At 37.4% G+C, this 22,762-nt stretch carries 22 protein-coding genes; 9 read left to right on the top strand and 13 right to left on the bottom strand.

Annotation, left to right across the window (positions count from 1 at the left end):
* The first annotated feature begins 4 nt into the window (after nucleotides 1-4).
* Together GQR56_RS02015 and GQR56_RS02010 are read left to right on the top strand one after the other, a co-directional pair.
* Nucleotides 5-1,297: an ATP-binding protein gene (locus tag GQR56_RS02015; RefSeq protein ID WP_166108983.1), complete on the top strand. Its 1,293-nt coding sequence runs from the start codon at nucleotides 5-7 to the stop codon at nucleotides 1,295-1,297.
* A gap of 205 nt (nucleotides 1,298-1,502) precedes the next feature.
* The gene (locus GQR56_RS02010) at nucleotides 1,503-2,858 is read left to right on the top strand and encodes a sodium-dependent transporter (protein ID WP_166108982.1); all 1,356 of its coding nucleotides are present in this window, start codon (nucleotides 1,503-1,505) and stop codon (nucleotides 2,856-2,858) included.
* Between the two features lie 82 nt (nucleotides 2,859-2,940).
* On the opposite strand, the gene GQR56_RS02005 is transcribed toward GQR56_RS02010, so the two are convergent.
* Both GQR56_RS02005 and GQR56_RS02000 read right to left on the bottom strand, forming a co-directional pair.
* Nucleotides 2,941-3,390: a GNAT family N-acetyltransferase gene (locus tag GQR56_RS02005; RefSeq protein ID WP_166108981.1), complete on the bottom strand. Its 450-nt coding sequence runs from the start codon at nucleotides 3,388-3,390 to the stop codon at nucleotides 2,941-2,943.
* A gap of 67 nt (nucleotides 3,391-3,457) precedes the next feature.
* Nucleotides 3,458-4,201: a sporulation protein gene (locus tag GQR56_RS02000; RefSeq protein WP_166108980.1), complete on the bottom strand. Its 744-nt coding sequence runs from the start codon at nucleotides 4,199-4,201 to the stop codon at nucleotides 3,458-3,460.
* A gap of 266 nt (nucleotides 4,202-4,467) precedes the next feature.
* Here GQR56_RS02000 and GQR56_RS01995 point away from each other — a divergent pair, with 266 nt between their 5' ends.
* Together GQR56_RS01995 and GQR56_RS01990 are read left to right on the top strand one after the other, a co-directional pair.
* A complete protein-coding gene (locus GQR56_RS01995; RefSeq protein ID WP_166108979.1) occupies nucleotides 4,468-6,039 on the top strand; it encodes a cation:proton antiporter family protein in 1,572 nt (523 codons plus the stop codon).
* 333 nt (nucleotides 6,040-6,372) lie between these two features.
* Entirely contained in the window at nucleotides 6,373-6,588 is a 216-nt protein-coding gene (locus GQR56_RS01990) for a DUF3820 family protein (protein WP_024612023.1), read from the top strand.
* Nucleotides 6,589-6,700: 112 nt separating this feature from the next.
* Here GQR56_RS01990 and GQR56_RS01985 read toward each other — a convergent pair whose 3' ends face one another.
* The 6 genes from GQR56_RS01985 to ilvY all read right to left on the bottom strand — a co-directional run bounded on the left by GQR56_RS01985 (nucleotide 6,701) and on the right by ilvY (nucleotide 12,141).
* Nucleotides 6,701-7,942 (bottom strand): ATP-binding protein, encoded by a 1,242-nt coding sequence (locus GQR56_RS01985; protein ID WP_166108978.1) that lies wholly within the window; start codon nucleotides 7,940-7,942, stop codon nucleotides 6,701-6,703.
* Nucleotides 7,943-7,968: 26 nt separating this feature from the next.
* On the bottom strand, nucleotides 7,969-8,661 hold the full coding sequence (locus GQR56_RS01980) for a response regulator (RefSeq protein ID WP_166108977.1): 693 nt from the start codon (nucleotides 8,659-8,661) through the stop codon (nucleotides 7,969-7,971).
* Between the two features lie 14 nt (nucleotides 8,662-8,675).
* Nucleotides 8,676-9,056 carry a DUF3019 domain-containing protein gene (locus GQR56_RS01975; RefSeq protein WP_029880521.1) on the bottom strand — a complete coding sequence of 127 codons (381 nt, stop codon included), beginning with the start codon at nucleotides 9,054-9,056 and terminating at the stop codon, nucleotides 8,676-8,678.
* Nucleotide 9,057: 1 nt separating this feature from the next.
* Entirely contained in the window at nucleotides 9,058-9,933 is an 876-nt protein-coding gene (locus GQR56_RS01970; RefSeq protein WP_166108976.1) for a MipA/OmpV family protein, read from the bottom strand.
* A 131-nt stretch (nucleotides 9,934-10,064) separates the two neighbouring features.
* Nucleotides 10,065-11,120, bottom strand: a complete 1,056-nt coding sequence (locus GQR56_RS01965) for a GGDEF domain-containing protein (protein WP_206018066.1) — start codon at nucleotides 11,118-11,120, stop codon at nucleotides 10,065-10,067.
* Nucleotides 11,121-11,235: 115 nt separating this feature from the next.
* Nucleotides 11,236-12,141, bottom strand: a complete 906-nt coding sequence (gene ilvY, locus GQR56_RS01960) for an HTH-type transcriptional activator IlvY (protein WP_166108975.1) — start codon at nucleotides 12,139-12,141, stop codon at nucleotides 11,236-11,238.
* Nucleotides 12,142-12,279: 138 nt separating this feature from the next.
* Here ilvY and ilvC point away from each other — a divergent pair, with 138 nt between their 5' ends.
* Together ilvC and GQR56_RS01950 are read left to right on the top strand one after the other, a co-directional pair.
* A complete protein-coding gene (ilvC, locus tag GQR56_RS01955) occupies nucleotides 12,280-13,752 on the top strand; it encodes a ketol-acid reductoisomerase (RefSeq protein WP_166108974.1) in 1,473 nt (490 codons plus the stop codon).
* 194 nt (nucleotides 13,753-13,946) lie between these two features.
* Nucleotides 13,947-15,866, top strand: coding sequence for a methyl-accepting chemotaxis protein (locus GQR56_RS01950; protein ID WP_166108973.1), 1,920 nt, complete (start codon nucleotides 13,947-13,949; stop codon nucleotides 15,864-15,866).
* A gap of 122 nt (nucleotides 15,867-15,988) precedes the next feature.
* Here GQR56_RS01950 and GQR56_RS01945 read toward each other — a convergent pair whose 3' ends face one another.
* Nucleotides 15,989-16,303: a GIY-YIG nuclease family protein gene (locus tag GQR56_RS01945; protein ID WP_166108972.1), complete on the bottom strand. Its 315-nt coding sequence runs from the start codon at nucleotides 16,301-16,303 to the stop codon at nucleotides 15,989-15,991.
* 106 nt (nucleotides 16,304-16,409) lie between these two features.
* Between GQR56_RS01945 and bamE the strand changes: the two genes are divergently transcribed.
* Nucleotides 16,410-16,769 carry an outer membrane protein assembly factor BamE gene (gene bamE, locus GQR56_RS01940; protein WP_024612013.1) on the top strand — a complete coding sequence of 120 codons (360 nt, stop codon included), beginning with the start codon at nucleotides 16,410-16,412 and terminating at the stop codon, nucleotides 16,767-16,769.
* 65 nt (nucleotides 16,770-16,834) lie between these two features.
* On the opposite strand, the gene GQR56_RS01935 is transcribed toward bamE, so the two are convergent.
* Nucleotides 16,835-17,158 carry an RnfH family protein gene (locus GQR56_RS01935; RefSeq protein ID WP_024612012.1) on the bottom strand — a complete coding sequence of 108 codons (324 nt, stop codon included), beginning with the start codon at nucleotides 17,156-17,158 and terminating at the stop codon, nucleotides 16,835-16,837.
* Nucleotides 17,155-17,595 carry a type II toxin-antitoxin system RatA family toxin gene (locus GQR56_RS01930; RefSeq protein ID WP_166108971.1) on the bottom strand — a complete coding sequence of 147 codons (441 nt, stop codon included), beginning with the start codon at nucleotides 17,593-17,595 and terminating at the stop codon, nucleotides 17,155-17,157. The genes GQR56_RS01935 and GQR56_RS01930 overlap by 4 nt, the downstream gene beginning before the upstream one ends.
* Before the next feature lie 148 nt (nucleotides 17,596-17,743).
* On the opposite strand from GQR56_RS01930, the gene smpB reads away from it, so the two are divergent.
* Together smpB and GQR56_RS01920 are read left to right on the top strand one after the other, a co-directional pair.
* Complete coding sequence (smpB, locus tag GQR56_RS01925; protein ID WP_024612010.1) at nucleotides 17,744-18,223, top strand: SsrA-binding protein SmpB; 480 nt, start codon at nucleotides 17,744-17,746, stop codon at nucleotides 18,221-18,223.
* Between the two features lie 319 nt (nucleotides 18,224-18,542).
* The gene (locus GQR56_RS01920) at nucleotides 18,543-21,134 is read left to right on the top strand and encodes a TonB-dependent receptor (RefSeq protein WP_166108970.1); all 2,592 of its coding nucleotides are present in this window, start codon (nucleotides 18,543-18,545) and stop codon (nucleotides 21,132-21,134) included.
* Between the two features lie 54 nt (nucleotides 21,135-21,188).
* Here GQR56_RS01920 and GQR56_RS01915 read toward each other — a convergent pair whose 3' ends face one another.
* Together GQR56_RS01915 and fadR are read right to left on the bottom strand one after the other, a co-directional pair.
* The gene (locus tag GQR56_RS01915) at nucleotides 21,189-21,794 is read right to left on the bottom strand and encodes a peroxiredoxin C (RefSeq protein ID WP_166108969.1); all 606 of its coding nucleotides are present in this window, start codon (nucleotides 21,792-21,794) and stop codon (nucleotides 21,189-21,191) included.
* Nucleotides 21,795-22,031: 237 nt separating this feature from the next.
* Nucleotides 22,032-22,745 carry a fatty acid metabolism transcriptional regulator FadR gene (gene fadR / locus GQR56_RS01910; RefSeq protein ID WP_024612007.1) on the bottom strand — a complete coding sequence of 238 codons (714 nt, stop codon included), beginning with the start codon at nucleotides 22,743-22,745 and terminating at the stop codon, nucleotides 22,032-22,034.
* Nucleotides 22,746-22,762: the final 17 nt, after the last annotated feature.

The raw sequence follows: 22,762 nt of genomic DNA, 5'->3' as shown, positions 1-22,762 counted from the left end.
TTAAATGAAAAAGTTTTATATATCGCTCTTAGGCAGCGCGCTTTTATCTATTGTGGTACTTGGTTGGCTTATTGACGCATTTAGCCAACAAGCACACACCCCACAAGATGAGTTTAGCGTGCAAAGTAAGATGATCACGGGCTTTAGCAAACAGTTAGCTAATATCCCAACTTCTGAGCGCAGTGCTTATGTAAAACAACTCGCTAATGAATTTGATTTACTAATTGATTATAAGCTTAATGAATCACTCGCCCTTCCCCCTTCTTTACTATTACAAATGCATGCACTTGGCGGATTGATTTTAGAAGATCAACAAGGTTTTTATATGCTATATAGCAATCAAACGTTAAATCCTTTTCATATTTCAATGCGACTCGATAAACGCACAGACACAGAGCAGCGCAATGATATATTTTTAACTCTGCTATTTTATGCAGGTTTGTGTGTATTTATGGGCTTTATTATTGCGCCTTTAGCTAAGCGTTTAACAGTGCTAAACGAAGCCGCAAAAAAGTTTGCATCGGGCAATGTACAAGCTCGTATTAAAGTGTCGCATTTTACTTATATTAAAGACGTAGAGCTCACATTTAATAGAATGGCAAGCCAAATAGAAAAACTAGTCGCCGAAAACAAGCTAATGGCTTCGAGCTTATCTCACGATATCCGAACACCTATAGCTTGTCTCCGCTTTGGATTAGATGCCGCAATTGACAGCCACGATGAGCAAAAAATAAAGCAATATTTAGCCCGTATGGAAAACGATTTAGACCATATGGAATCAATGCTAAAAAGTTATTTAGCTTTTGCAACACTTGAACAAAACGCAAATAAACTGACTTACTCTTCAACTAATATAAAGCACTATCTTGACGATATTTTAGTACAGCTTGCTCCTAAACTTGAATCACAAATGCTCAACGTACAACTCAATAGCTCAAGTGATCTTATTAATGCAGACCTTCACTGGCTTGCTCGTGCAATTACTAATTTATTAACCAATGCATGTGATTTTGCTGATCAACACATTTACTTAAGCGCTAAAGTTTACGAACAGCAACTTATTATAACTGTTGAAGATGATGGACCAGGTATCGCTAAAGAAAACTTTAATAATGTATTTAGTCCATTTTTTAGAGAAGAAAACCATCGTAACCGTGCAGATAAAAGCTACGGGCTTGGTCTAGCAATTGTCGAAAAAGTTGCCGACTGGCATCATGGCAGCGTAAAAGTAAGTAAAAGTAACCAATTAGGCGGGGCTTGTTTTACCCTTACAATTGATCAACATCACAAAGCGTAAAGCATTAGTTACACACTGTAATTAACATTTTAAAAACAAAAACAACCTGTTAACTTTAACTATACGATAACATTTACTAAAAACAGCGCCCATACCACACTACTGCCGTATTAAATTGTGTTAGATCAGCAAATAAGCACTTTTTATTTTTTTACATTTCCAGTAGATTGTCAGCGCCGTCAAAAAAATAGAGAAGTACAATAATATGAGCGCAGTTAGAGGCGAGTTTAGTTCTCGTTTTGGTTTTATTATGGCCGCCGCGGGTTCTGCCGTTGGTTTGGGCAATATTTGGGGATTCCCAACACAAACAGCGAGTAATGGTGGTGCTGCGTTTTTAGTTGCCTATTTAGTGTTAGCCTTCTTTTTAGCTTACCCTGCTTTAATGGCTGAACTTATGATTGGTCGTCATGGTCAAGCAAATGCAGTTTCTTCGCTTCAAAAAATATCTAACAAACCTTGGCAAAAGCACTTTGCGTTTATTGTGGGTTTTGGTGGTATTTTATGTGCTGGCTTTATATTAAGTTTTTATGCCATTGTTGCCGGTTGGATGCTTAGCGCGACTGTTGAACCAGTCACAACACTAGTGGGTGCAGAGTCAGCATCAACTTGGCTAAGTGAGCAGTCACTCTCGCGAAATATTATATTCACCATTATCTTTATTGTATTAACGGTAGCCATTATTAGTCGTGGTGTAGAAAACGGCATAGAAAAATGGTCAAAGCGATTAATGCCTGCATTACTCGGTATTTTATTCTTATTAATTGCCTACGTAATGACACAAGATGGAGCAATGGAAGGTTTAAAAGCTTATCTCGTTCCTGATTTTTCATCTATTTTTGATGCTGAATTATTAGTAAGTGCATTGGGGCAAGCTTTTTTCTCGCTATCACTTGGTACTAGCGTAATGATCATATACGGCTCATATATTAGCAAAAAAGAAAATCTTGTTTCGTTAGGTGCTTATGTCACACTTATTGACGTGTTTATTGCCTTTGTAGCGGGTTTACTTATTATCCCTGCTATGTATGTGGCCCAAGCACAAGGCGTAGAAATATTCTCACCAACAACAGGTAAGCTTCTCTCTGAAGACACATTGGTATTTCAAGTATTACCGGCGCTATTTGATGGCATGGGTAGTGTGGGAGTATTTGTAGGTTTTGCCTTTTTTGCGCTCATGAGTATTGCTGCATTAACTTCGTCTATTTCAATGCTTGAAGCCCCTGTATCTTACACAGTAGAGCGCTTTGCAATGAAACGCGTACAAGCCACTTGGTTAATTGGTGCCTTAATAGCTGTCGTTAGCGTAATAATAGTATGTAACTTAGGTGCATTATTTGGTCTGGTTATCACGCTTACAACTAAAGTAGCTCAGCCATTGCTTGGCTTAATGTGTTGTATATTCGTTGGTTGGATCTGGTATAGAGGCTCATTACTTAAAGCGATTCAACAAGGTAATCCTGAAGTACATAACACCTTATTTTGGAAAGTATGGCCTTGGTACACTAAGTTTATTTGCCCACTGGCAATTGGCATGGTGTTTTTACATTCGCTATTAAGCTAAACATTATAAAAACAAAACAAGCCCACATTTGTGGGCTTGTTTAATAGGCACTTAAATTAAATCCACTTAATTTAATCTCTGGTTACTTCACCACTTTCAAAATCATATCTTGATGAGGAATACCATCCTCAAGATACTCTTTTCCTACACTTTCAAAACCAAATGAACGGTAAAAATCAAGCAAATAAATTTGTGCACCAATATAAATATCACACTCAGACCACTGTGCTTTACAACAGCTTATAGCAGCCGTAACAAGCTTAGTTGCATAACCTTTACCTCTAACTTTTTCGCCTACTAACACTCGCCCTATCGCACTAAACTGCGCGTTTTTTTTATAGCAACGTGCATAGCTTAGCAATTGGTTATCATCAATTGCATATATATGTTGAGTAGCTGGCGCAATATCATGATCATCAAGTTCAGGATACGGACACGCCTGCTCTACAACAAACACATCAACACGACCACGCATAATAGTAAAAAGAGTATACGCATCGAGATCGTCAAATTTCTCACATTTAAACTGCATATTAAATTCCATAGATAAAAAACCCAGCCTAAGCTGGGTTGTTTTAATAACTAACTAATAGATAGAGTTAAGTAAATAAACGCTCTAATTGGTCACACAACTGTGAAAGATTCACATGATCATGCTCTATTGTTAAATCAATATAACCATCGCCTTTAAATGCACGGTCTAGTTCAATTAAAACATGGGTTTTGTGTGCTTCAGGTACAAACGACAACTCAATTTCTTGAATACCAAATAAGCTTCTGCTGTTAGGTTTATATTCAAGCTCTTGATAACACCCAGAGACAGATTGGAACGTAGATGCGCGTAAATGACCTTCCTCAACATCTGCTTTAGTTAAACTAAAACCCAATTTTTCCATTGCTTGCATACAAGTTTTAACGGCTTCATTAGGATAAATATGTAAATGATCTTTATCGGTAGGATCCAGCGCTAAATCAATATCAAGACCTGTTTCTAACCAGACATAAGATTGATTATATCCAGCGTTAATTTCTGTTATTGGTGTTTCAGAGTGAAGTCGAGCTTCAAAAGGAATGCTTTTAACATCACCAGGTTCAATAGTACCAATATCAGTAATGCGCCACTGATCAATCACATGATTAGTAAAGTAATCGCCATCATCACCAGCTACTTTTACGCGGGTCATTAATAGCAAATCTAAACCCGCTATTTCTTGGCTAACATCACCTGCGGTAATAACTATTTGTGCATTGAAAAGCTGGCCAGGTTGTAAGTGCTCAGTTTCTAAAATAGTATCTACTTTAGCGGCACCAATACCAACCGATGCTAAAATCTTTTTAAACATATATTTCTCCTTAAGCAGAGCGGCTCTATCATGTGCTCTTACTTAAACTTCTTCGTTATAGCATCTTAACCATATTTAAAAGCGGTTGTCAGTGAAAAAATGTTATTTACATGTTATTTACGATTAAATACCTGTTAAATGTTTATTTTTCATACGTAACAAAGCAACTAATTGATTAAATAGGCTCACTAATACGTTTATATTTATTTTCATTGATATCAATTTTTCGCTACACTGCAGCACCAAATGAAGTGATATTAAGAATTATGGAACTAATCTATTTTGCTACCGCGTTTGTTTGTGGTTTTGGCGTTTATCAATTAAAACTACCTCCTCTTATTGGCTTTTTGCTAGCAGGATTCGCACTTAACTTAGCAGGCTATAAAAGCACAGAGTTACTCAATACAATAGCGGCCCTAGGCGTCACTCTTTTATTATTTAGTATTGGTTTAAAACTCAAAGTAAACAGCTTGATAAAACCGCAAGTTTGGGCTCCAGCCACGCTTCATATTATTTTGAGTAGTGCTTTATTTAGCGGCTTTATGCTACTTCTTGGTGTATTTGCCCTACCACTTTTTGTTGATTTAAGCTGGCAAAGTTCGCTGCTTATTGGTTTTGCGCTTAGCTTTTCGAGCACCGTATTTGCTGTAAAAGTACTTGAAGAACGCGGCGAAATGGCAAGCCTTCATGGTAAAATCGCTATTGGTATTTTGGTAATGCAAGATATTTTTGCTGTTATGTTTTTAGCAATTAGCACCGGTAAGGTTCCAAATATTTGGGCTTTGGGTCTTGTTATTGGGCTTATTTTACTGCGCCCTCTTATGTATTGGGTATTAAACCGCTCAAAACATGGTGAACTACTGCCGTTATTTGGTTTTTTCTTTGCCCTTGTTTTAGGCTACAACGCCTTTGAATTTGCAGGTCTAAAAGGCGACTTGGGTGCGCTTATTATTGGGATGATGTTTGCACCTCACAAAAAAGCAGGCGAGCTTTCTAAGTCATTACTTAACCTAAAAGATATATTACTGGTCGGATTTTTCTTAAGTATTGGTTTAAATGCAGAGCTAACCGCTAATTCACTATTTATAGCTTTACTACTCGTTTTATTAATGCCGATTAAAACATTACTTTACTATGTATTTACGAATCTATTTAAGTTACGAGCTCGTACATCACTCCTTACCGCGTTTAGCCTAGCTAACTATAGTGAATTTGGTTTAATTGTTTGTGCCGTTGCTGCAAGCACAGACATGATCACCTCAGAATGGCTTGCAGTTATGGCTATAGCTGTTTCAATCACCTTTGTTATTGCTTCACCGTTGAATAAACGTTCTAACGAGTTGTATGTAAAGGTAGAGCGCTGGTTACTTAAGTTTGAGAGTAAAACTCGCTTAGCCGAAGAGTTACCAGTGAATCTAAATGATACAAAAATAGTTATTTTTGGAATGGGACGAATCGGTACAGGTGCTTACGAAACAATTAATACCACCCACCCTAACTTGGTCGCGGGTATCGATATAGAACCAGAAGTTGTCGATAAGCACATAAGCAGAGGTAGAAAAGTATTAATTGCAGATGCCACCGATCCTGACTTTTGGCAACGTGTAAACCACTCTCACGTAGAAATGGTTATGCTTGCAATGCCAAAGCATATGCAAAATATATTTGCCTTAGAGCAACTACAAGCCTCTGGTTATAGCGGACAGGTTACCGCTATTGCAAACTACCCAGATCAACAAAAAGAACTAGAAGAGATGGGTGTGCATTCTACCTATAACTTTTACCTAGAAGCAGGTAGCGGCTTTGCAGAGCACGTAAAACAAAAGCTTTTTCCATAATATGATTTTAAAGCCTTAGCAAAAAGCTAAGGCTTTTTTATTATAAAAACAAAAAAAACCAATTATATTTACATTTCTTCACAAAGCTAATTAACCCTAGCTAAAAAAACAGGTAGACTACCTTCGTTGGTTAAATAAGAACCCATATGCTAAAAATAACTTAATTAGACTCCAGCTAATTAATGTTCAGCTAAGTTTATATTTATCAACATAAATTCATGAATAAGAGGGCCTACTCCCTCACACAATAGGCTGTTTCTTGCCCGTCACAGCCTATTTTATCCCTCCAAAATACCTTACACTTACCTATTAAAAGCAGACTTACATAAGCCAATGGATCCAAAACAACTTAAAATAGCTATAAATACAAAAATGCCTTTTGGTAAATATGCCGGACGCCCTCTATTAATGTTGCCAGAGCCTTATTTAGTCTGGTTTAAACAACAAGGCTTTCCTGATACAAAACTCGGTAGTCAATTAGCAATGATGTATGAGGTAAAACTCAATGGGCTTGAACAAATGCTAATGCCATTATTAGAAAGAAAATAAAAAGAGTGGAAACTTTTTTGAAGGTGCACGGTCTATTACTTTGCTACTTGTTGATTTTGGTTTAACCGTAAAAGCGCCTTACAGCGCTTTTTTTATGTCTATATATTTAGGGTTATTTTTTTATAGGTAAACTGATAATAAATTTAGCACCACCAAGCTCAGAATCTTCAACTTTGCACTCGCCTTGATGCCACGATACGATTTTACACACGATGGCAAGACCTAGTCCAAATCCACCTGTTTTTTTATCTCTGCTCTTATCAAGCCTTGTGAAAGGCTTAAATATACTTTCTCTATCTATTTGAGCGATACCCGCACCATCGTCTTCAACAATAAATAAAATCCATTGTTTCTCAGCGAGTAATGTTACTTTTACTTGAGTCGTTGCATATTTGAGAGCATTACCAATTAAGTTTTGAAATACACGCGCCATAAAGTGGCTATCGCATTTATGAGTAAGCTTATCTGGTAAGTTATTACCAAGATTTATTCGTGTATCAAAAGTTAACTTTTCAATACTCGTTCTTACTAACCCCACCAAGTCACAACTAGTAGATTGTAAACTTGGTTGTTGAGAATCTAATCTTGCGTACTCAAGCATTTCTGAAACTAACGATTCCAGTTCACTAATATCGGTTTGCATATTAGCCAAATACTTCTCGCTTTTGTCATCTAAAAGCTGATCTTGTAGCATAACAATTGCAAATTTTAATCGCGCCAGTGGCGTTCTAAACTCATGAGAAACTGAAGATGTGAGTTCTTGCTGTGCCGTTAGCAAAAAAGTAATGCGTTGCTGCATTACCTTTAATGTATCTGTAACAGGCAAAAAGAAAGATTTAGAAGTATCGTTTAATTGAAAATCTTGCAGACCCTCAACGGCTTCACATGCTTTGCGTAACTTAGCAAAATCACGCCAAAGTAAAAAACTCCAAAGCCCAACCGGTATACCAACAATAATGAGTAATAATAAATAGGGCCAAACAGAAGACGATACAGGAGCAGGCACACCAAAAGGACCTACTTGTAATAAGTCCTTCTGGTTCAGCTCTACATACCAAACAATACGTTGTTGTTTATCGTATAAATAAAGGTAGTGATTATCGATTAGTTGCGCTTGCTGCTGTGGTGGCAACATCAAGTCATGTCGCTCGATGATGTGACTTTCAAAATTACTTTTTAGCTTTTGTAATCCAGAGGAAGTTTGAGAGAGCAACCAGAGCGACTGCCCAAATTCGTCATCTAATAGTACCTGTTGCTGTGACTCTTCATATGGCCACAACTGTTCAATTACACCACTTACTACAAATAAAGAAACAATGAAGTAAACATACAAACTTGCAAACAGTTTTCCCATTAAAGCCGACTAATCCAAAACACTAACTATAAATCCCACGCATCAGAAACAAATAAATAACCTTGTCCCCACACAGTTTTAATACGATATGGTTTATCGCTGTTATCACCTAACTTCTTACGAATTCGAGACACTCGCACATCAACTGTACGGTCAAGACCGTCATACTGACGCCCTATCATGTGTTGGTGTACATGTTCTCTGCTCAGCACTTCACCCGCGTTTGAAGCCAATAACCAAAGTAACTCAAACTCATGAGATGTCAGTACTATTTCAGTCTCATTTAATTTTACTATACGACTTGTTTTATCAATCATTAAGTCGCCAAATTGTAACTCTTCACTCGTTTTAGTAATTGCTTGACCGCGACGCAGTAAAGCATTAATTCTGGCTAGTAATACACGAGGTTCTGCTGGCTTTATAACATAGTCATCAGCGCCTAACTCTAAACCAAGTACTTGGTCAAAGTCTTCCCCTTTCGCTGTTAACATTAAAATTGGCAAAGTATATTTATCACGAACCTGACGACATACGCTAAACCCATCTTTACCTGGTAGCATTACGTCTAAAATAATTAAATCGGCTGCATTATTTTCAAGGTAATTAAACACTTCGTCACCGCGGTCTAACACAGCGACTTCTAAGCCATTCTGTTCAAGATAATCTTTTGTTAGTTGTTGTAAACCGAGATCATCTTCAACAAGTAAAATTTTTGGCATTGGTTGCTCCTAATTTAAAAAAAGCTCCACGGAGAGCGAAGCCTACGCCTATTTTTTTTAGCATGGGCGCTTTGTACTTCAACCTGTGTTTTTGATAATGAAACACCCGTATGAGGATTGATTAAGGAGTATATGGTCTCTACCTGAACACGCGCTTTATAATTAAATTGCCCTGAATGTTGCTGTTGCCAACAATGTATCTTCTCATCTTGTTGATATAAGCATACGTCTATAGCCTTATCTAGCTGCCAATTAAATTGCAAATCAAGCTCGCAAAAATCGCGTTCTTCAGAAACCACACATACTTTAGGAGAGACGTTAAAAGCTGTGGTTTTTGCCATACTAGAGCCACTAAATAGCAACCCAGTAAGCACAATAAACATTAAATACTTCATATTAAAAAGTATGATCTAATCCTATAAAGGCAGTCATTGAATAAGTACGTTCAAAGAGCGGACTGCCATCCATAGCTGAATAGTCGTAATATGCTACATGAAAACGAAGAGAGTTGACCTTACTCAGTGGCCAACGGGCGTCGATTTTAGCATAAGGCTGCCAGCTACTACCAACGTCTATTTTACCAAACTGAGTTTCATCGGCATTTAGTCCATAATAATAGTTATTTAGTTCCGCCGATTTATAATTAATACCCATGGTAGATTTTAATTTAAGCTTATCTATTTGAGCATGATACTGCCACTGTAATCCGGCACGTAATCCATTATAAACATTAGTAACATCGTGTAATGCTTGAATAGAAAATACATTAGGTCCACTCACATAGTGATAAGCAATACCGGTATCGAGTGCCGTATGGCGTTTTTTAATGTCATTTATATTGAGGATTTTAGCGGGAGAAGAGTCACCGTCTTGAACAAGTTGGCTGCTAAGTGCATTTCCCTGTAGAGCAAAAATATTTTTAGGATGCCAATCTATAAAAAAACGAGATTCTGTATTTAGCTCACTAACAAGATTAAGTTGGTGCTTGGGGGTTTGTATAAATGAATAACCAACTCGACCATTATCAAAAAACCATTGTTGTGCGTAAAAAGCAACTTGCGGAATTAACACCAAAGGGATGTTATCACCACCGTGCAACGGATTCGTAATAACGCCAACTCCAGCACTCAAACTTAAATACCATTGTTCTGTAGCTATTTGCTGCTCTTCAAACTCATCTGTTACATTGTCGTTTTGCTGCCCATTAGCAGTAAAGCAAGCGACTAAAGCGAGATAGAGTAAAGTTGTTATTATTAAAAAATTAAACCGCATCAGTGTCAGTCAAGGTGTCAAATATTCAGTCATTTATAGTAGCAAAGTCATTTTAAACTAGCTCTACCTAGTTACAATCATTCACAATTTATATACATAATTATTAACTTTATTATTTTATCTAATCATCATTAAATATCAGGTGCTATTTCTATACGATTTCGACCATGTGTTTTTGCAATATAAAGTGCTCTATCTGCTCGTTCAATTAACACCGCACTGTTAGTAAATGGACGTAAAATAGATAACCCAAAACTAGCAGAAATAGCCCGCTTAGCATTTGTATCATGTTTTTTACGCACCGCCAGTTTGGCTATATCTAAACGAATACGATTGGCAAACGCCATAATATCGTTAATAGTGTCAAAGTAAGCCGTTATACAAAACTCTTCCCCACCATAACGATAAGCCTTCGCCATATTTATGGTGTTTTTAGTATGCTGTATAACTTTTTCTGCTACTAACTTTAATACTTCATCTCCTTTTTGATGACCAAAGTCATCGTTAAAGCGCTTAAAATGATCAATATCAAACATAATTAACACAGCAAGCGAAGTTTCTTGAGTACGCAGGGAATATTCGTTACAAAAATTGGCTACGTCGGCGTCAAACTTACCTCTATTATAAAACCCTGTTAGCGGGTCTGTTTCAGCGGCTTCTTTGGATAGGTTAAGCGCCTCTTTAAGATCTTTAATTTCGTTATAAGCTAATGCAAGCTTAGTTTGAAATTCACGCACATAATCTTGCATCGCAATAGATTCATCAGTTAAACGCTCAACACACCCAAGCACTTCATTGAATGAATTAACTTCAGTAAGCGTATTTAACTCATTTTGCGAGTCAATTAATGTAGTAGTAAAGCTTTTAGAGTGATTGAGTGTGATGCTTATGTCTTTTTGTACTTCCTCAATCGTCGCGTGGAATTTTTTAGATGCTTCTTGAAAAAGGGTCAAATCTTCTTTGTTTAAATGCTTATCAAATATTTCTTGTGCTTTATTTTGAGTGCACGTTTGCTGCTGAGAAATTATTTGATCTAGTTCGGCATTTAAAGACGGCTTATTACCTTGAATATAACAATACCAAATAGCGTAGTTGATAGGAGTAACCGGCATTCGGTATTTTACCATCATAGGAACTGCTTTTTTTAAACACTGAGCAGAGTGTGCTAGTGATACAACATGATTCATAATTAAATCTTAAACATTATTATTTTTATTATTTGACTCCCGATGTTAAGTAATCGTAAAAATATACGCAACAACTATTCATACTATTTTTCGAATTAGTTTAATTTATAAAACTTTAAATTGCCTTGGCATCTAAAGTTTGCGCAATATTCCACAAGGCACTGATTGCAGGGTCATTTAATTCTTTCCTCAATACTGCCAAACCAATATCAAACCCATCAGGCGCTTGCATTTTTGGTGTTAGTATTTGTACTTTATCTTGCAGTGGGCTGTTATCTAGCACTATTTTAGGGACCATTGCGACACCTAATCCTAAGCTCACCATAGATACCATTGCTTCGTGCCCAGCAACTTGTGCATAGATTTTTCCGTGAATATTATTTTTGCGCCACCAATGCTCTAACCTTTGGCGAGAAAAACCTTGTTCTGGCACTATAAATTCTAAATCAGACCAATTAATGCCATCACTATTGTGTGTTAATTTTTCTGTGATCGGACATTGAATTTTTGGTCCAATTAATAAAAGCGGAGAGTGCCCTATATCTACAAAGGCAATTTGTGAAGGTAATTTACTTGGCTTAGCAGCAATAGCCATTAGCTCGTGCCCATCTAATACACGATTTATAGCAAGTGCAGGGTCGCCTGTATTTAATGTTATTTCTATGTACTGATGCTGTGCGCGAAGTTGCTCTAATATTTGATGTAAAAAACTATAAGACGCAGTAACCGAGCAATAAATACTTACTTTGCCGTAAATATGTTGCTGTGGATCTTTTACATTCGCTTTAAAGCGCTGCCAATTAGCGAGCGTTGCTGTGGCGTAATCAATAAACGACTCACCCTCACGCGTTAATTTAACACTGCGGTTATCGCGGATAAACAACGCAACACCTACCTCCACCTCTAAGTACTTTATATTACGGCTCAAAGTAGGCGCGCTTATATGACAAAGCTCGCTTGCACGCCCAAAGTGAAGTGTTTTAGCCAGTGCTAAAAAGTAGTTTAAATGTTTATGATCCATGCCAAACCCAGTATTTCATATTATGAAACACTTTAATTCAAATATATCATTTTACGCAAGCAACGATTTTACATATGGTGTTTGTAAGCGCAATAAACATTGCGCATCTAACAAACATGACTTTATAGGACACTAACAATGGCGAATTATTTCAATACCTTACCTTTACGCGAGCAATTAGCGCAATTAGCGCAATGTGAATTTATGGACGCAGGCGAATTTGCTGATGGCGTTGACGCACTTAAAGGTAAAAAACTAGTTATTGTAGGCTGTGGCGCACAAGGTTTAAACCAAGGCTTAAACTTACGTGACTCTGGCTTAGATGTTTCTTACACATTACGCGCATCAGCTATTTCTGAGCGTCGCCAATCATTTTTAAATGCGTCTGAAAACGGCTTTACTGTTGGTACTTATGAAGAATTAATTCCTACCGCTGACGTAGTACTTAATTTAACGCCAGATAAACAACATACCGCTGTAGTAAGTGCGATTATGCCGCTTATGAAAAAAGACTCTACCCTTGCCTACTCTCATGGTTTTAATATCGTTGAAGAAGGCATGCAAGTACGTGAAGACATTACTGTCATCATGGTTGCACCTAAGTGTCCTGGTTCTGAAGTACGTGAAGAATACAAACGCGGTTTTGGTGTGCCAACTCTGATCGCGGTTCACCCAGAAAATGACCCTCAAGGTCTTGGTTTAGCACAAGCTAAAGCGTATGCAGCGGGTACGGGCGGACATCGCGCAGGTGTACTTAAATCATCATTTATTGCTGAGGTTAAGTCTGACCTGATGGGCGAACAAACCATTTTATGTGGCATGTTACAAACTGGCTCTATTTTATGTTTTGATAAAATGATAGAAAAAGGCATTGATGCTGGTTACGCATCAAAACTAATTCAATACGGTTGGGAAGTAATTACCGAAGCACTTAAGTACGGCGGCGTTACTAACATGCTTGACCGCCTTTCAAACCCTGCAAAAGTAAAAGCGTTTGAACTAAGTGAAGAGCTAAAACTAATTATGCGTCCGCTTTATAATAAGCATCAAGATGACATCATCGACGGCACTTTCTCACGCACTATGATGGAAGACTGGAATAACGATGACGTAAACTTACTTAAATGGCGCGCAGAAACAGCAGAAACTAACTTTGAAAAGACCCCTGCTGGCGATGTAGAAATCTCAGAACAAGAATTTTTTGATAACGGTATTTTAATGGTAGCAATGGTTAAAGCAGGTGTTGAACTTGCATTTGAAACCATGACAGCAGCAGGCATTATCGAAGAGTCAGCTTACTACGAGTCATTACACGAAACGCCATTAATCGCCAATACTATTGCGCGTAAAAAGCTTTTTGAAATGAACCGTACTATTTCTGATACTGCTGAATACGGCTGTTATTTATATAACCATGCATGTTTACCATTACTTGCTGACTTTATGAAAAACGTTGATACAGACATTATTGGTAAAGGTCTTGGCGAGCACAGCAACCAAGTTGATAACCAAACATTAATTCAAATCAATGCTGCTCTGCGTGAACACCCTGTTGAAAAAGTAGGTGCTAAGTTACGTGGTTACATGTCAGCAATGAAAAAAATTGTTTAACCCTAAACAATAAAAGTTTCGCTTGTTAGAAACCAAGCTCATATGCTTTTTGCATGTGAGCTTTTTTATGTCTGTTAATAAAACTTTAACCAATCAAGGTATATCTTTACCTATTCTGCTCGACCAATATTTAGTTCCCAAATAAATAATGTGCTAATATGTTTCTCTACTTAGTTGTAAAATAAATTATTATCATGACGTTACAAAAGCTTTCTATTACTCAAAAAATCACGGCTTTAGGCAGTGGCATCGCTATTTGTGTTGCTGCACTTATTGGCTTGACCTCTTTATACAGTTCAGAAGATATTATTGAACAACGTATGATTGAATCTGAGCTACCCAGTAAGTTGCAAACAATAAGTAATCATATTGGTGGCGATATAAATGTACTCATTGGAGCTGCAGAGCAACTATCATCAAACGAGTTTATTTTACAGTGGGCACAGTCTGATAATAAAAACGATACTTTGTTACTCAAAGAATTAAATAATCTGGTTGATCAATACGATTTAGCGACAGCATCTTGGGCAAACAGAAATACAGCTCAATATTGGAATCAAGATGGCTTTTTACGCGTATTAAAAAACGATGCAGCGGATGGTTGGTTTTTTGCTTTTAAACAATCAAAACAACCTTACTCTATTAGTATTTACCAAGAGTCGGCTAACGATGTAAAAATGTTTATTAATCACCAGCAACCTAACGGCACTGGATTAGCGGGTCTTGCTAAAAGCATTACTGATATGCAAAGTTTATTACAACAATTTAAAATTGAGCAAACAGGCTTTGTATTTATCGCAGATAAGAGTGGGTTAATTCAACTCCATAAAGACGCAAGCAAAGTAGCTAAAACAAATATTGATGATTTATATGCTCATAATATCCACAGTAAGCTATTAAACAGTAATGGTTTTGCGCTAGAAGAAATAAATTTTAATGGTCAGCCTACGCTTGTTGCTGCAACACCTATTAAAAATACCGACTTGTACGTTGTTGCTCAGGTGCCAAAAAACGAGGTATTTGCGAGCGTAAACACCCTACAATGGCAGATACTAACCTTTACGTTAATTATTGCTTTAGTTGCCAGTTTAATTAGTTACTTACTAGCACGCTCTCTTTCTTCTCCATTAACTAAAATGGCAGAACTGTTTTCACGCTTGGGCTCTGGTGACGCTAATTTAGCGTACCGCCTACCAGAATCAAGCCAACCAGAGCTTAATAACCTAAGTAATGGTTTTAACCAGTTTATTAATAAAATAGAAACCGCAATTACTCAAGTTGCCAGCGAAAGCCACGATATTAGAAAAAGTTCTGATCATGTATTTGAGCAATCTAAACGAAACTCACAAGCAATTGACAGTCAAAAAGAGCAAACTATTTCGGTTGCTGCTGCTATAAATGAAATGGGTGCAACTGTTCAAGAAATTGCACAAAGCGCCGCAAACACAGCAAAATTAACAGATAGTAGCCGTGAAAACACGATTCAGAGCCACAAACAAGTTCTGCAAAGTCAGGCTACTATTTCGGCTCTTGCCAGTGATATAGATGGCATAACAGAGCAAGTAACTCTCCTATCTAAAAAGACTGTGGATATAGCAAGTATTGTAGATTCCATAAGAGGTATTTCGGAGCAGACCAATTTACTCGCTTTAAATGCGGCAATTGAATCTGCTCGCGCAGGCGAGCATGGTCGTGGCTTTGCTGTTGTAGCTGATGAAGTACGTGCATTGGCAAATCGCACTTCACAATCAACAACCGAAATTCAATCGATGATTGAAGAACTCACAAAAATTTCTGACGATGTAGTTAATGATATTAGCCAATCTAAAAATAAAGCACAGGAAAGTGTAGGTGCAATGCAAAGCTCTGTTGAATTACTTGATGCAATTACAGAGACCGCAAATCAAATAAATGATATGGCAACCCTAATTGCAACAGCAACAGAGCAACAAAGTAATGTAGTTGCTGATGTAGGGCGTAGCATTGAGCAAATAAGTGAAATTAGTGATAAAGCAATGAGTGAGCAAATAAATACTGAACAAGCCATCAGTGATTTAGCTAACAGCGCTCAAACTCTTGACACTTTGGTTGCAACTTTTGAAAAAGGTCGTTAAACCGCTATAAAACCGCATACTTCTCTGGGCAAAATTACATAATATTTAAAAGTAACTTTGCTCAGAGGTTTAACTGGTTATTGATTTATAATTTAACAAATCAGTTAGCTAATCCATTAAATTTAAATATTTTTAAATGAAGCAACGTACGCTTCTTTTTTCGCTTTTGATAATTTTTTTAATCGGTACTCTAGCTTACTCGCTTCACTTTTATTCCCCACCTCTTGCTGGTGAATAAGTAATAATGGCCCTTTTCCTTTAAGGTTTTTAGCGCCTTTACCTGCTTGATGTGTGGAAAATCGCTTTTCTACGTTTGTTGTAATACCTGTATACCAATGGCCAAATCGTGTTTGTACAATATATAAGTACCAAGTAGACGTACTTTTTAAGTTATTCTCTTCAATGTGATGTAAACTTTTTTCATTATTAATGGTCAAAACATTACCTTAACGCCCTTAACAAAAAACAATTGCTAAAAGGGTTTTACCTTCAGTGACTAATCGGTATCATGCAGATTATAAAAAATAAGGATCACAACTAACAATGCAGTCGTTAAAAACTTTTTCTCTTTGGCTTATCGTTGCGCTAACATTAAGCACCGCAGCAGGTTGTTCTAGCTGGGTATACAGAATCAACATTCCTCAAGGTAACTTTTTAGAGCAATCAGATGTTGAAAAACTTCGCGTTAGTATGACTCGAGAGCAAGTTATTTATGTATTAGGTAGACCTGTTGCCGAAGATGCCTTTGATAACAACACATGGCGTTATGTTTACAGCTTTAATAAAGGTCGTAGCAACGAGCAGCATAAATCATTAGTTATTAAATTCGAAAACGAAAAATTAGTATCGATTTCAGGTGACTACGATCAACCAGAAAACTTTAACACGCCTCTAGAGCAATAATACTCTATTTAGCGTTAACAAAAAGGTGAGCAATGCTCACCTTTTTAGTATTCATCAGTAAATAATTACCGCTCTATTGGTCTTCCACCCGTTATTTTATTTGCTCGACCTTCATCTTTTGCTTTTTCAGCACGTTTTCTACGGGCATCTTTAGGGTCTGCAATTAACGGCCGATAAATCTCAATTCTGTCGCCATTTTTAAGCTCTAGAGTTGGCTTTACTGTTCTATTCCATACACCTAAAGTTAATGCTTGAGCATCTATTTCTGGGCACTTTTCGATAATTCCTGATTGAATCACCGCCTGCTCTACTGTTGTACCTTCTAATACTTCAATAGATAAAGTGGTTGCTGTAGTTGGTAAAGCAAATACGACTTCAACATTAATCATACTCGATCTCCATAAACTTGCTTAGCACGCTTAGTAAACGCACTTACCATATTTTTTGCTACATCATTAAAAATTTTACCAAAAGCAAGCTCAACTAGTTTACTCGAAAACTCAAACTCTAGTTCTAGCTGTACTTTACATGCTTTGGCATCAAGTTCTTGGAAATGCCAGCGACCTTTTAACATTTTAAACGGACCATCAACAAGGCGCAGCAGCACTGTATCCTCATTAATAAAGGTGTTTTCGGTGGTAAACCACTTTTTTATACCCGCCTTGGATATTTCTAAACTCGCGGTCATGTTATTATCGTGTTGTGAAACAATTTTTGAGTTTGAGCAATTTGGTAAAAACTGCGAATAAGCTTCTACGTCATTAACTAGATCAAACATTTCTTTAGTGCTGTACATAACCAGCGCACTTTTTTCTATTTGTGGCATACTCACTCCCAACTGTGTGGGCGAATTTTAGCAAGCTTTGTGCGTTTCCCCAAATTTTCATACTGCTTAAATTAAACCTTAACTTTTTAAAAGCATTATTAAAAAAATCGATGTAAAACATCTCACATTACGTATATTATAGGGCACTATGGCTAAGAAAAATTCATCAAAATCGAACAGTAATACCATCGCGCTAAACAAAAAAGCGCGACATGAGTATTTTTTACACGATAAGTTTGAAGCAGGTGTGGAACTACAAGGCTGGGAAGTAAAAAGTATCCGAGCTGGTAAAGTAAACATCACCGAAACTTATATTCACCTTAAAAATGGCGAAGCATTTTTACTTGGCGCGCAAATTCAGCCTCTTAATAGTGCATCTACCCATGTTATTTGCGATCCAATGCGTTATCGCAAACTATTATTAAGCAGACGTGAGCTAGACCGCTTACTCGGTGCTACCGAACGTGATGGTTATTCATTAATAGCCACTGCGATGTACTGGAAAAAATGCTGGGTAAAACTGGAGTTTTATTTAGCAAAAGGTAAAAAGCTGCATGACAAGCGCGACGACGGGAAAAATAAAGATTGGTCTCGCGAAAAAGAACGCTTAATGAAACACAAAGTATAACCTCAACGCCTAACTCTGTTAGGCGTTTTTATTTACTCGATTCAATTTATCGCAAGTAAAATAAATTATTACAAAAAATATTAAAACCTAATTACTATCTATTTAACTCAACTCTCGAGCAAATATAATTAGATACAACTCCCAAAAACGTTAAGCTTATTCGTATCAAATAATTTTTTCAGATTAAAATATCAACAAAACCATTCCAAAACCCATACTAAAATCACAAAAAAGCGCAATTGATAACACTTAAGTTACATGATATTAATGTACCTGTTTTAAAAAACAATATTAATAACATATCAACAAGGATTTAAGGATGAAGCAATCAACCGTATTTACACCCAGTATTATTGTGGGTGCAACACTCGTATTATCAGCTGGCTTTACAACAACTTCATATGCTGCAGATGAAGTAAAGAAAGTAGAACGCATTGAAGTAACAGGTTCACGCATCAAGCGATCAGATATAGAAGGTCCCTCTCCGGTGCAATCTATAGGTCGAGTTGATATTGAAAACATGGGTTACGACAATTTACAGCAACTTCTTGAAAGAATGCCTGTTGCAGGTAATGGTACTTTTTCTACCCGTGGTAATAACCAAGACTCAACAGCAAATGGATCTGCTGCCGTTAGTTTACGTGGCTTAGGAGCCGACGCTACACTTGTACTAATTAATGGTCGTCGTGTATCAATTAGTGCCTTTGCTGAAGGTATTACTAATTCATTTGTAGATATAAACAGCATTCCAATATCTGCTATTGAGAGAATTGATATACTAAAAGATGGCGCATCAGCTATTTATGGCTCAGATGCTGTAGCGGGTGTAGTTAACGTTATTTTAAAGAAAGATATTGATGGTGTTGAGATTAATTTAGGCTACGGCGGTACCGACGGTCCAAATTATGAAGAAACAACAGCTAGCCTTGTTTGGGGTACTACAAGCGAAAAGAGTAGTGCATCAGTTATTATTGATTACTTTAAAAACACCTCTCTTTCTTCTGATGAAATGGGTCGTTTAGGCACTGCAAACCAAGAACCTTATGGCGGTGAAGATTTCCGCTCTTCTCGTGGTTTCCCTGGATACTTTTATGTCGATGGCGTAAAAACAATTGACCCTTCATGCCCTGCTGAAAATGCAACTTCAGGGGGGAGTTGTTTATTTGATTACGGCTCTTATGGCTACATTGCTCCTGCGTCGGAGCGTGTAGGTGCAATTTCACAATTTGAATATCGTTTTGATGCTGGTATAACTGGCTTTTTAGAAATAGCAGTACAGCATAATAGTTCTATAGCGGCAGGTGCACCCACCCCCCTTGATGAAGATGCAGGATTAACAGTACCTGCAAGCCATCCTAATAATCCATATGGTGAAGATATTCAAATTGGTCGTTACCGTACTGTAGATGCCGGTGCACGACAATGGGATATTGAATCGGATACTCTTCGTTTTGTTGCTGGTTTAAAAGGCGAAATTAACGATTGGAGCTGGGAAACAGCGGTACAAAAAGGTCGAAGTAAATCGCTGCAAACTGGCGATAGAACCCAAGGTTGGGTACGCACTGACTTTTTACAACAAGAAATTGATGCTGGAAATTACAACCCATTTGGCGGCACTTATAATGATGCAGCCGTTATCGATAGAATAACAACCAGTTTAGTGCGACGCGGCGAATCACACATGACATCATTTGATGCAAACATTACCGGCGAAGCATTTAGTTTTGGTGATGATGTGATCATGATGGCGGCAGGTATTGAATACCGAGAAGAAGATGTAAGCGATATTCCTGATGATCAATTTCAACGAGGCTTAATTTTTGGTACTGAGTCTGTATCAGCCTCTGCTGATCGTGAGCAGTATGCTGCCTATGTTGAGTTTTCGATTCCGCTTGCTGATAACCTTGAACTACAATTAGCGGGTCGTTACGATGATTACAGTGACTTTGGTACTACAACTAATCCAAAAGTAGCTCTGCGCTGGGCACCCACTGAAGAAATTACTGTACGTGGTTCGTGGGCTCAAGGCTTTAGAGCGCCGTCATTAGCACAAATAGGTTTAGGTCCATCACAAAAAAGTCAATTTTTTGTGGATACAGAGCGCTGTGAACAAACAGGATTAGATTGCCAAGCCCTTGATTACAACATTGAGTTTTCAGGTAATCCTGACTTAAAAGCAGAAGAATCTGAATCATGGAATGTAGGGGTTATCTGGGCACCAGCAGCCGAATTCGGTGTAAGTGTTGATGTGTGGAGTATTACTCAAGATAATAAAATTGATCAAGAAGAGTTTGGTCCTATTTATGCTGCAGAATGCGGCAATCAAAATAGTACAGTTTGCGTTCGTCTACCAACAACAGGTGGTTTAAGCCTAGGCACAATACAAAAAGTACACAGCACATTTAAAAACTTATCGTCGCAGGAAGTCTCCGGCGTTGATATTTCTGCAAACTATAATCACTCTCTTGATGACTTAGGTTTACTTAAGTTTAATTTAGAATGGGCTTATCAAGACAAGTTTGAAAAAGATGGTCGTGATTACACTGGCGAATATGGCTACCCTGAACATCGCTTTATTTTCTCTACCAACTGGGAAGTTGGTGAGTTTAATACAAACTTAAACATTAGTTATGTAGGTGAATTTGAAGACACACCTGATATCAACTTTGACGGTACTTTAGATTTTGATAGTAATACATCGCGTATGGTTGACTCACAAACACTAGTCGATTTACAAACGTCTTATCGAATTACTGAATCTATTAAATTATCGTTAGGTGTTAATAACTTATTTGATGAAGAGCCACCATTTGCAATTGGTGATGGTGATAGCGATTTATACGGTTATGTGTCTGGTGTACATAACCCTCGTGGTCGTTACCTGTATACAAAAGTAAGATTTACATTTTAAATTAAATATAAAAAAACCGCCAATTGGCGGTTTTATTTAAACAAAGAACCTAAATTATAGGTCGCCTTCGTTTTCAGATAAGAATTTAGCAACGCCTTCTGGGCTTGCATCCATACCTTTTTTACCTTCAGTCCAACCAGCAGGACAAACTTCACCGTTCTCAGTGTGGAACGCTAGTGCATCAACCATACGTAGCATTTCATCAATGTTACGACCAAGTGGTAAATCGTTCACTACTTGGTGACGTACGTTACCTTCTTCGTCAATTAAGAAAGAACCACGAAATGCAACACCAGCTTCAGGGTGTTCAACGTCGTATGCTTTACAAATTTCGTGTTTAACATCTGCAACTAGTGCGTATTGAACTTTACCAATACCGCCATCTGCTATAGCAGTGTTACGCCATGCGTTATGTGAGAATTGTGAATCGATAGAAACACCAATTACTTCTACGCCACGCTTTTTAAAATCTTCAAAACGCTTATCAAATGCAATAAGTTCAGAAGGACATACAAACGTGAAATCTAGTGGGTAAAAGAAGATAACTGCTTTTTTACCTTTAATTGTTTCATGAAGGTTATAGCTATCTACAATTTCACCGTTACCAAGAACAGCTGCAGCGGTAAAGTCTGGTGCCTGGCGGCCTACTAATACACCCATTTTATTCTCCAAATATTTTGAGTTTGTTATCAATTGCTTTCGCAATGCTGATAGTTATATGGGCGCTAAAAGTTAAAAACCAATAGCAGCGACATATAATTAATTGGCATTCTAGAGTTATTAACTAGAAAAGGACAATCGTATTTAGCGATGTGACTAATCGAAAATACCGAACGCTTATAAATAACGAATTTAGGTTATAAAAAAACCTGCATTAGCAGGCTTTTAAATATAGGTTTAATCCATAATATCAGAGGGCATGTCGCCTCTGATTTTCTGCCAGATTTCACCGGTTTGATGACCATATTTACGCATCATAGAAATAGCACCATCGTGCTCTTTATTTTCAGCTAATACGGTTAAATCTTTATAAAACTGACGTGCAAGTTCGCGAGTACCTGCATCTGAGAAATAATGGCATCCAATTTTAGAATAAAAGCCTCTAAAACCATTTAAAATTAATACATATATACGGTTATTACCGGCAACAGCTAGTTCATGATGTACTTTATAGTCGTAATCAGAAAACGCTTGAGCGGTATCTTCTAGCTCATGGCTTTGCGATAAAATTTCAATTACACGCTCTGGGTTCAACTTAATTGCAGCACGAGTATAAATAGCACTGATATTTGTTCTTGCTGATAATAACTGATCTGTCAGCTCTGGCATTTTATCTTCATCAAGACGTGCTAACGTTTCAAGAATATTTAAGCCTGACGTTTCCCAAAAGTTATTAACTTTAGTTGGTTTACCGTGTTGAATAGTCAGCCAGCCATCACGCGCTAAACGTTGTAATACTTCACGTAAAGTTGTTCTTGTTACACCAATTAACTCCGAGAGTTCCCGTTCTGCAGGTAGAATTGAACCTGGTGGAAAATCGCCGTTCCAAATAGATTCAACTATATATTCTTCAGCAAATCCTGCTGGGCTTTTCGCTTTAAAAATTCTCATTCAATTCCCACTCGAAT

Source organism: Pseudoalteromonas sp. Z9A5 (assembly GCF_011378875.1).
In the GTDB taxonomy this organism is placed as follows: Bacteria; Pseudomonadota; Gammaproteobacteria; order Enterobacterales; family Alteromonadaceae; genus Pseudoalteromonas.
Note: the sequence above shows the minus strand (reverse complement) of the source record. Positions and strands in the feature narration are given on the sequence as shown.

Coding starts and splice junctions, on each gene's coding strand:
- GQR56_RS02015 (WP_166108983.1), top strand. CDS start 5: ATGAAAAAGTTTTATATATCGCTCTTAGGCAGCGCGCTTTTATCTATT.
- GQR56_RS02010 (WP_166108982.1), top strand. CDS start 1,503: ATGAGCGCAGTTAGAGGCGAGTTTAGTTCTCGTTTTGGTTTTATTATG.
- GQR56_RS02005 (WP_166108981.1), bottom strand. CDS start 3,390: ATGCAGTTTAAATGTGAGAAATTTGACGATCTCGATGCGTATACTCTT.
- GQR56_RS02000 (WP_166108980.1), bottom strand. CDS start 4,201: ATGTTTAAAAAGATTTTAGCATCGGTTGGTATTGGTGCCGCTAAAGTA.
- GQR56_RS01995 (WP_166108979.1), top strand. CDS start 4,468: ATGGAACTAATCTATTTTGCTACCGCGTTTGTTTGTGGTTTTGGCGTT.
- GQR56_RS01990 (WP_024612023.1), top strand. CDS start 6,373: ATGGATCCAAAACAACTTAAAATAGCTATAAATACAAAAATGCCTTTT.
- GQR56_RS01985 (WP_166108978.1), bottom strand. CDS start 7,942: ATGGGAAAACTGTTTGCAAGTTTGTATGTTTACTTCATTGTTTCTTTA.
- GQR56_RS01980 (WP_166108977.1), bottom strand. CDS start 8,661: ATGCCAAAAATTTTACTTGTTGAAGATGATCTCGGTTTACAACAACTA.
- GQR56_RS01975 (WP_029880521.1), bottom strand. CDS start 9,056: ATGAAGTATTTAATGTTTATTGTGCTTACTGGGTTGCTATTTAGTGGC.
- GQR56_RS01970 (WP_166108976.1), bottom strand. CDS start 9,933: ATGCGGTTTAATTTTTTAATAATAACAACTTTACTCTATCTCGCTTTA.
- GQR56_RS01965 (WP_206018066.1), bottom strand. CDS start 11,120: ATGAATCATGTTGTATCACTAGCACACTCTGCTCAGTGTTTAAAAAAA.
- ilvY (WP_166108975.1), bottom strand. CDS start 12,141: ATGGATCATAAACATTTAAACTACTTTTTAGCACTGGCTAAAACACTT.
- ilvC (WP_166108974.1), top strand. CDS start 12,280: ATGGCGAATTATTTCAATACCTTACCTTTACGCGAGCAATTAGCGCAA.
- GQR56_RS01950 (WP_166108973.1), top strand. CDS start 13,947: ATGACGTTACAAAAGCTTTCTATTACTCAAAAAATCACGGCTTTAGGC.
- bamE (WP_024612013.1), top strand. CDS start 16,410: ATGCAGTCGTTAAAAACTTTTTCTCTTTGGCTTATCGTTGCGCTAACA.
- GQR56_RS01935 (WP_024612012.1), bottom strand. CDS start 17,158: ATGATTAATGTTGAAGTCGTATTTGCTTTACCAACTACAGCAACCACT.
- GQR56_RS01930 (WP_166108971.1), bottom strand. CDS start 17,595: ATGCCACAAATAGAAAAAAGTGCGCTGGTTATGTACAGCACTAAAGAA.
- smpB (WP_024612010.1), top strand. CDS start 17,744: ATGGCTAAGAAAAATTCATCAAAATCGAACAGTAATACCATCGCGCTA.
- GQR56_RS01920 (WP_166108970.1), top strand. CDS start 18,543: ATGAAGCAATCAACCGTATTTACACCCAGTATTATTGTGGGTGCAACA.
- GQR56_RS01915 (WP_166108969.1), bottom strand. CDS start 21,794: ATGGGTGTATTAGTAGGCCGCCAGGCACCAGACTTTACCGCTGCAGCT.
- fadR (WP_024612007.1), bottom strand. CDS start 22,745: ATGAGAATTTTTAAAGCGAAAAGCCCAGCAGGATTTGCTGAAGAATAT.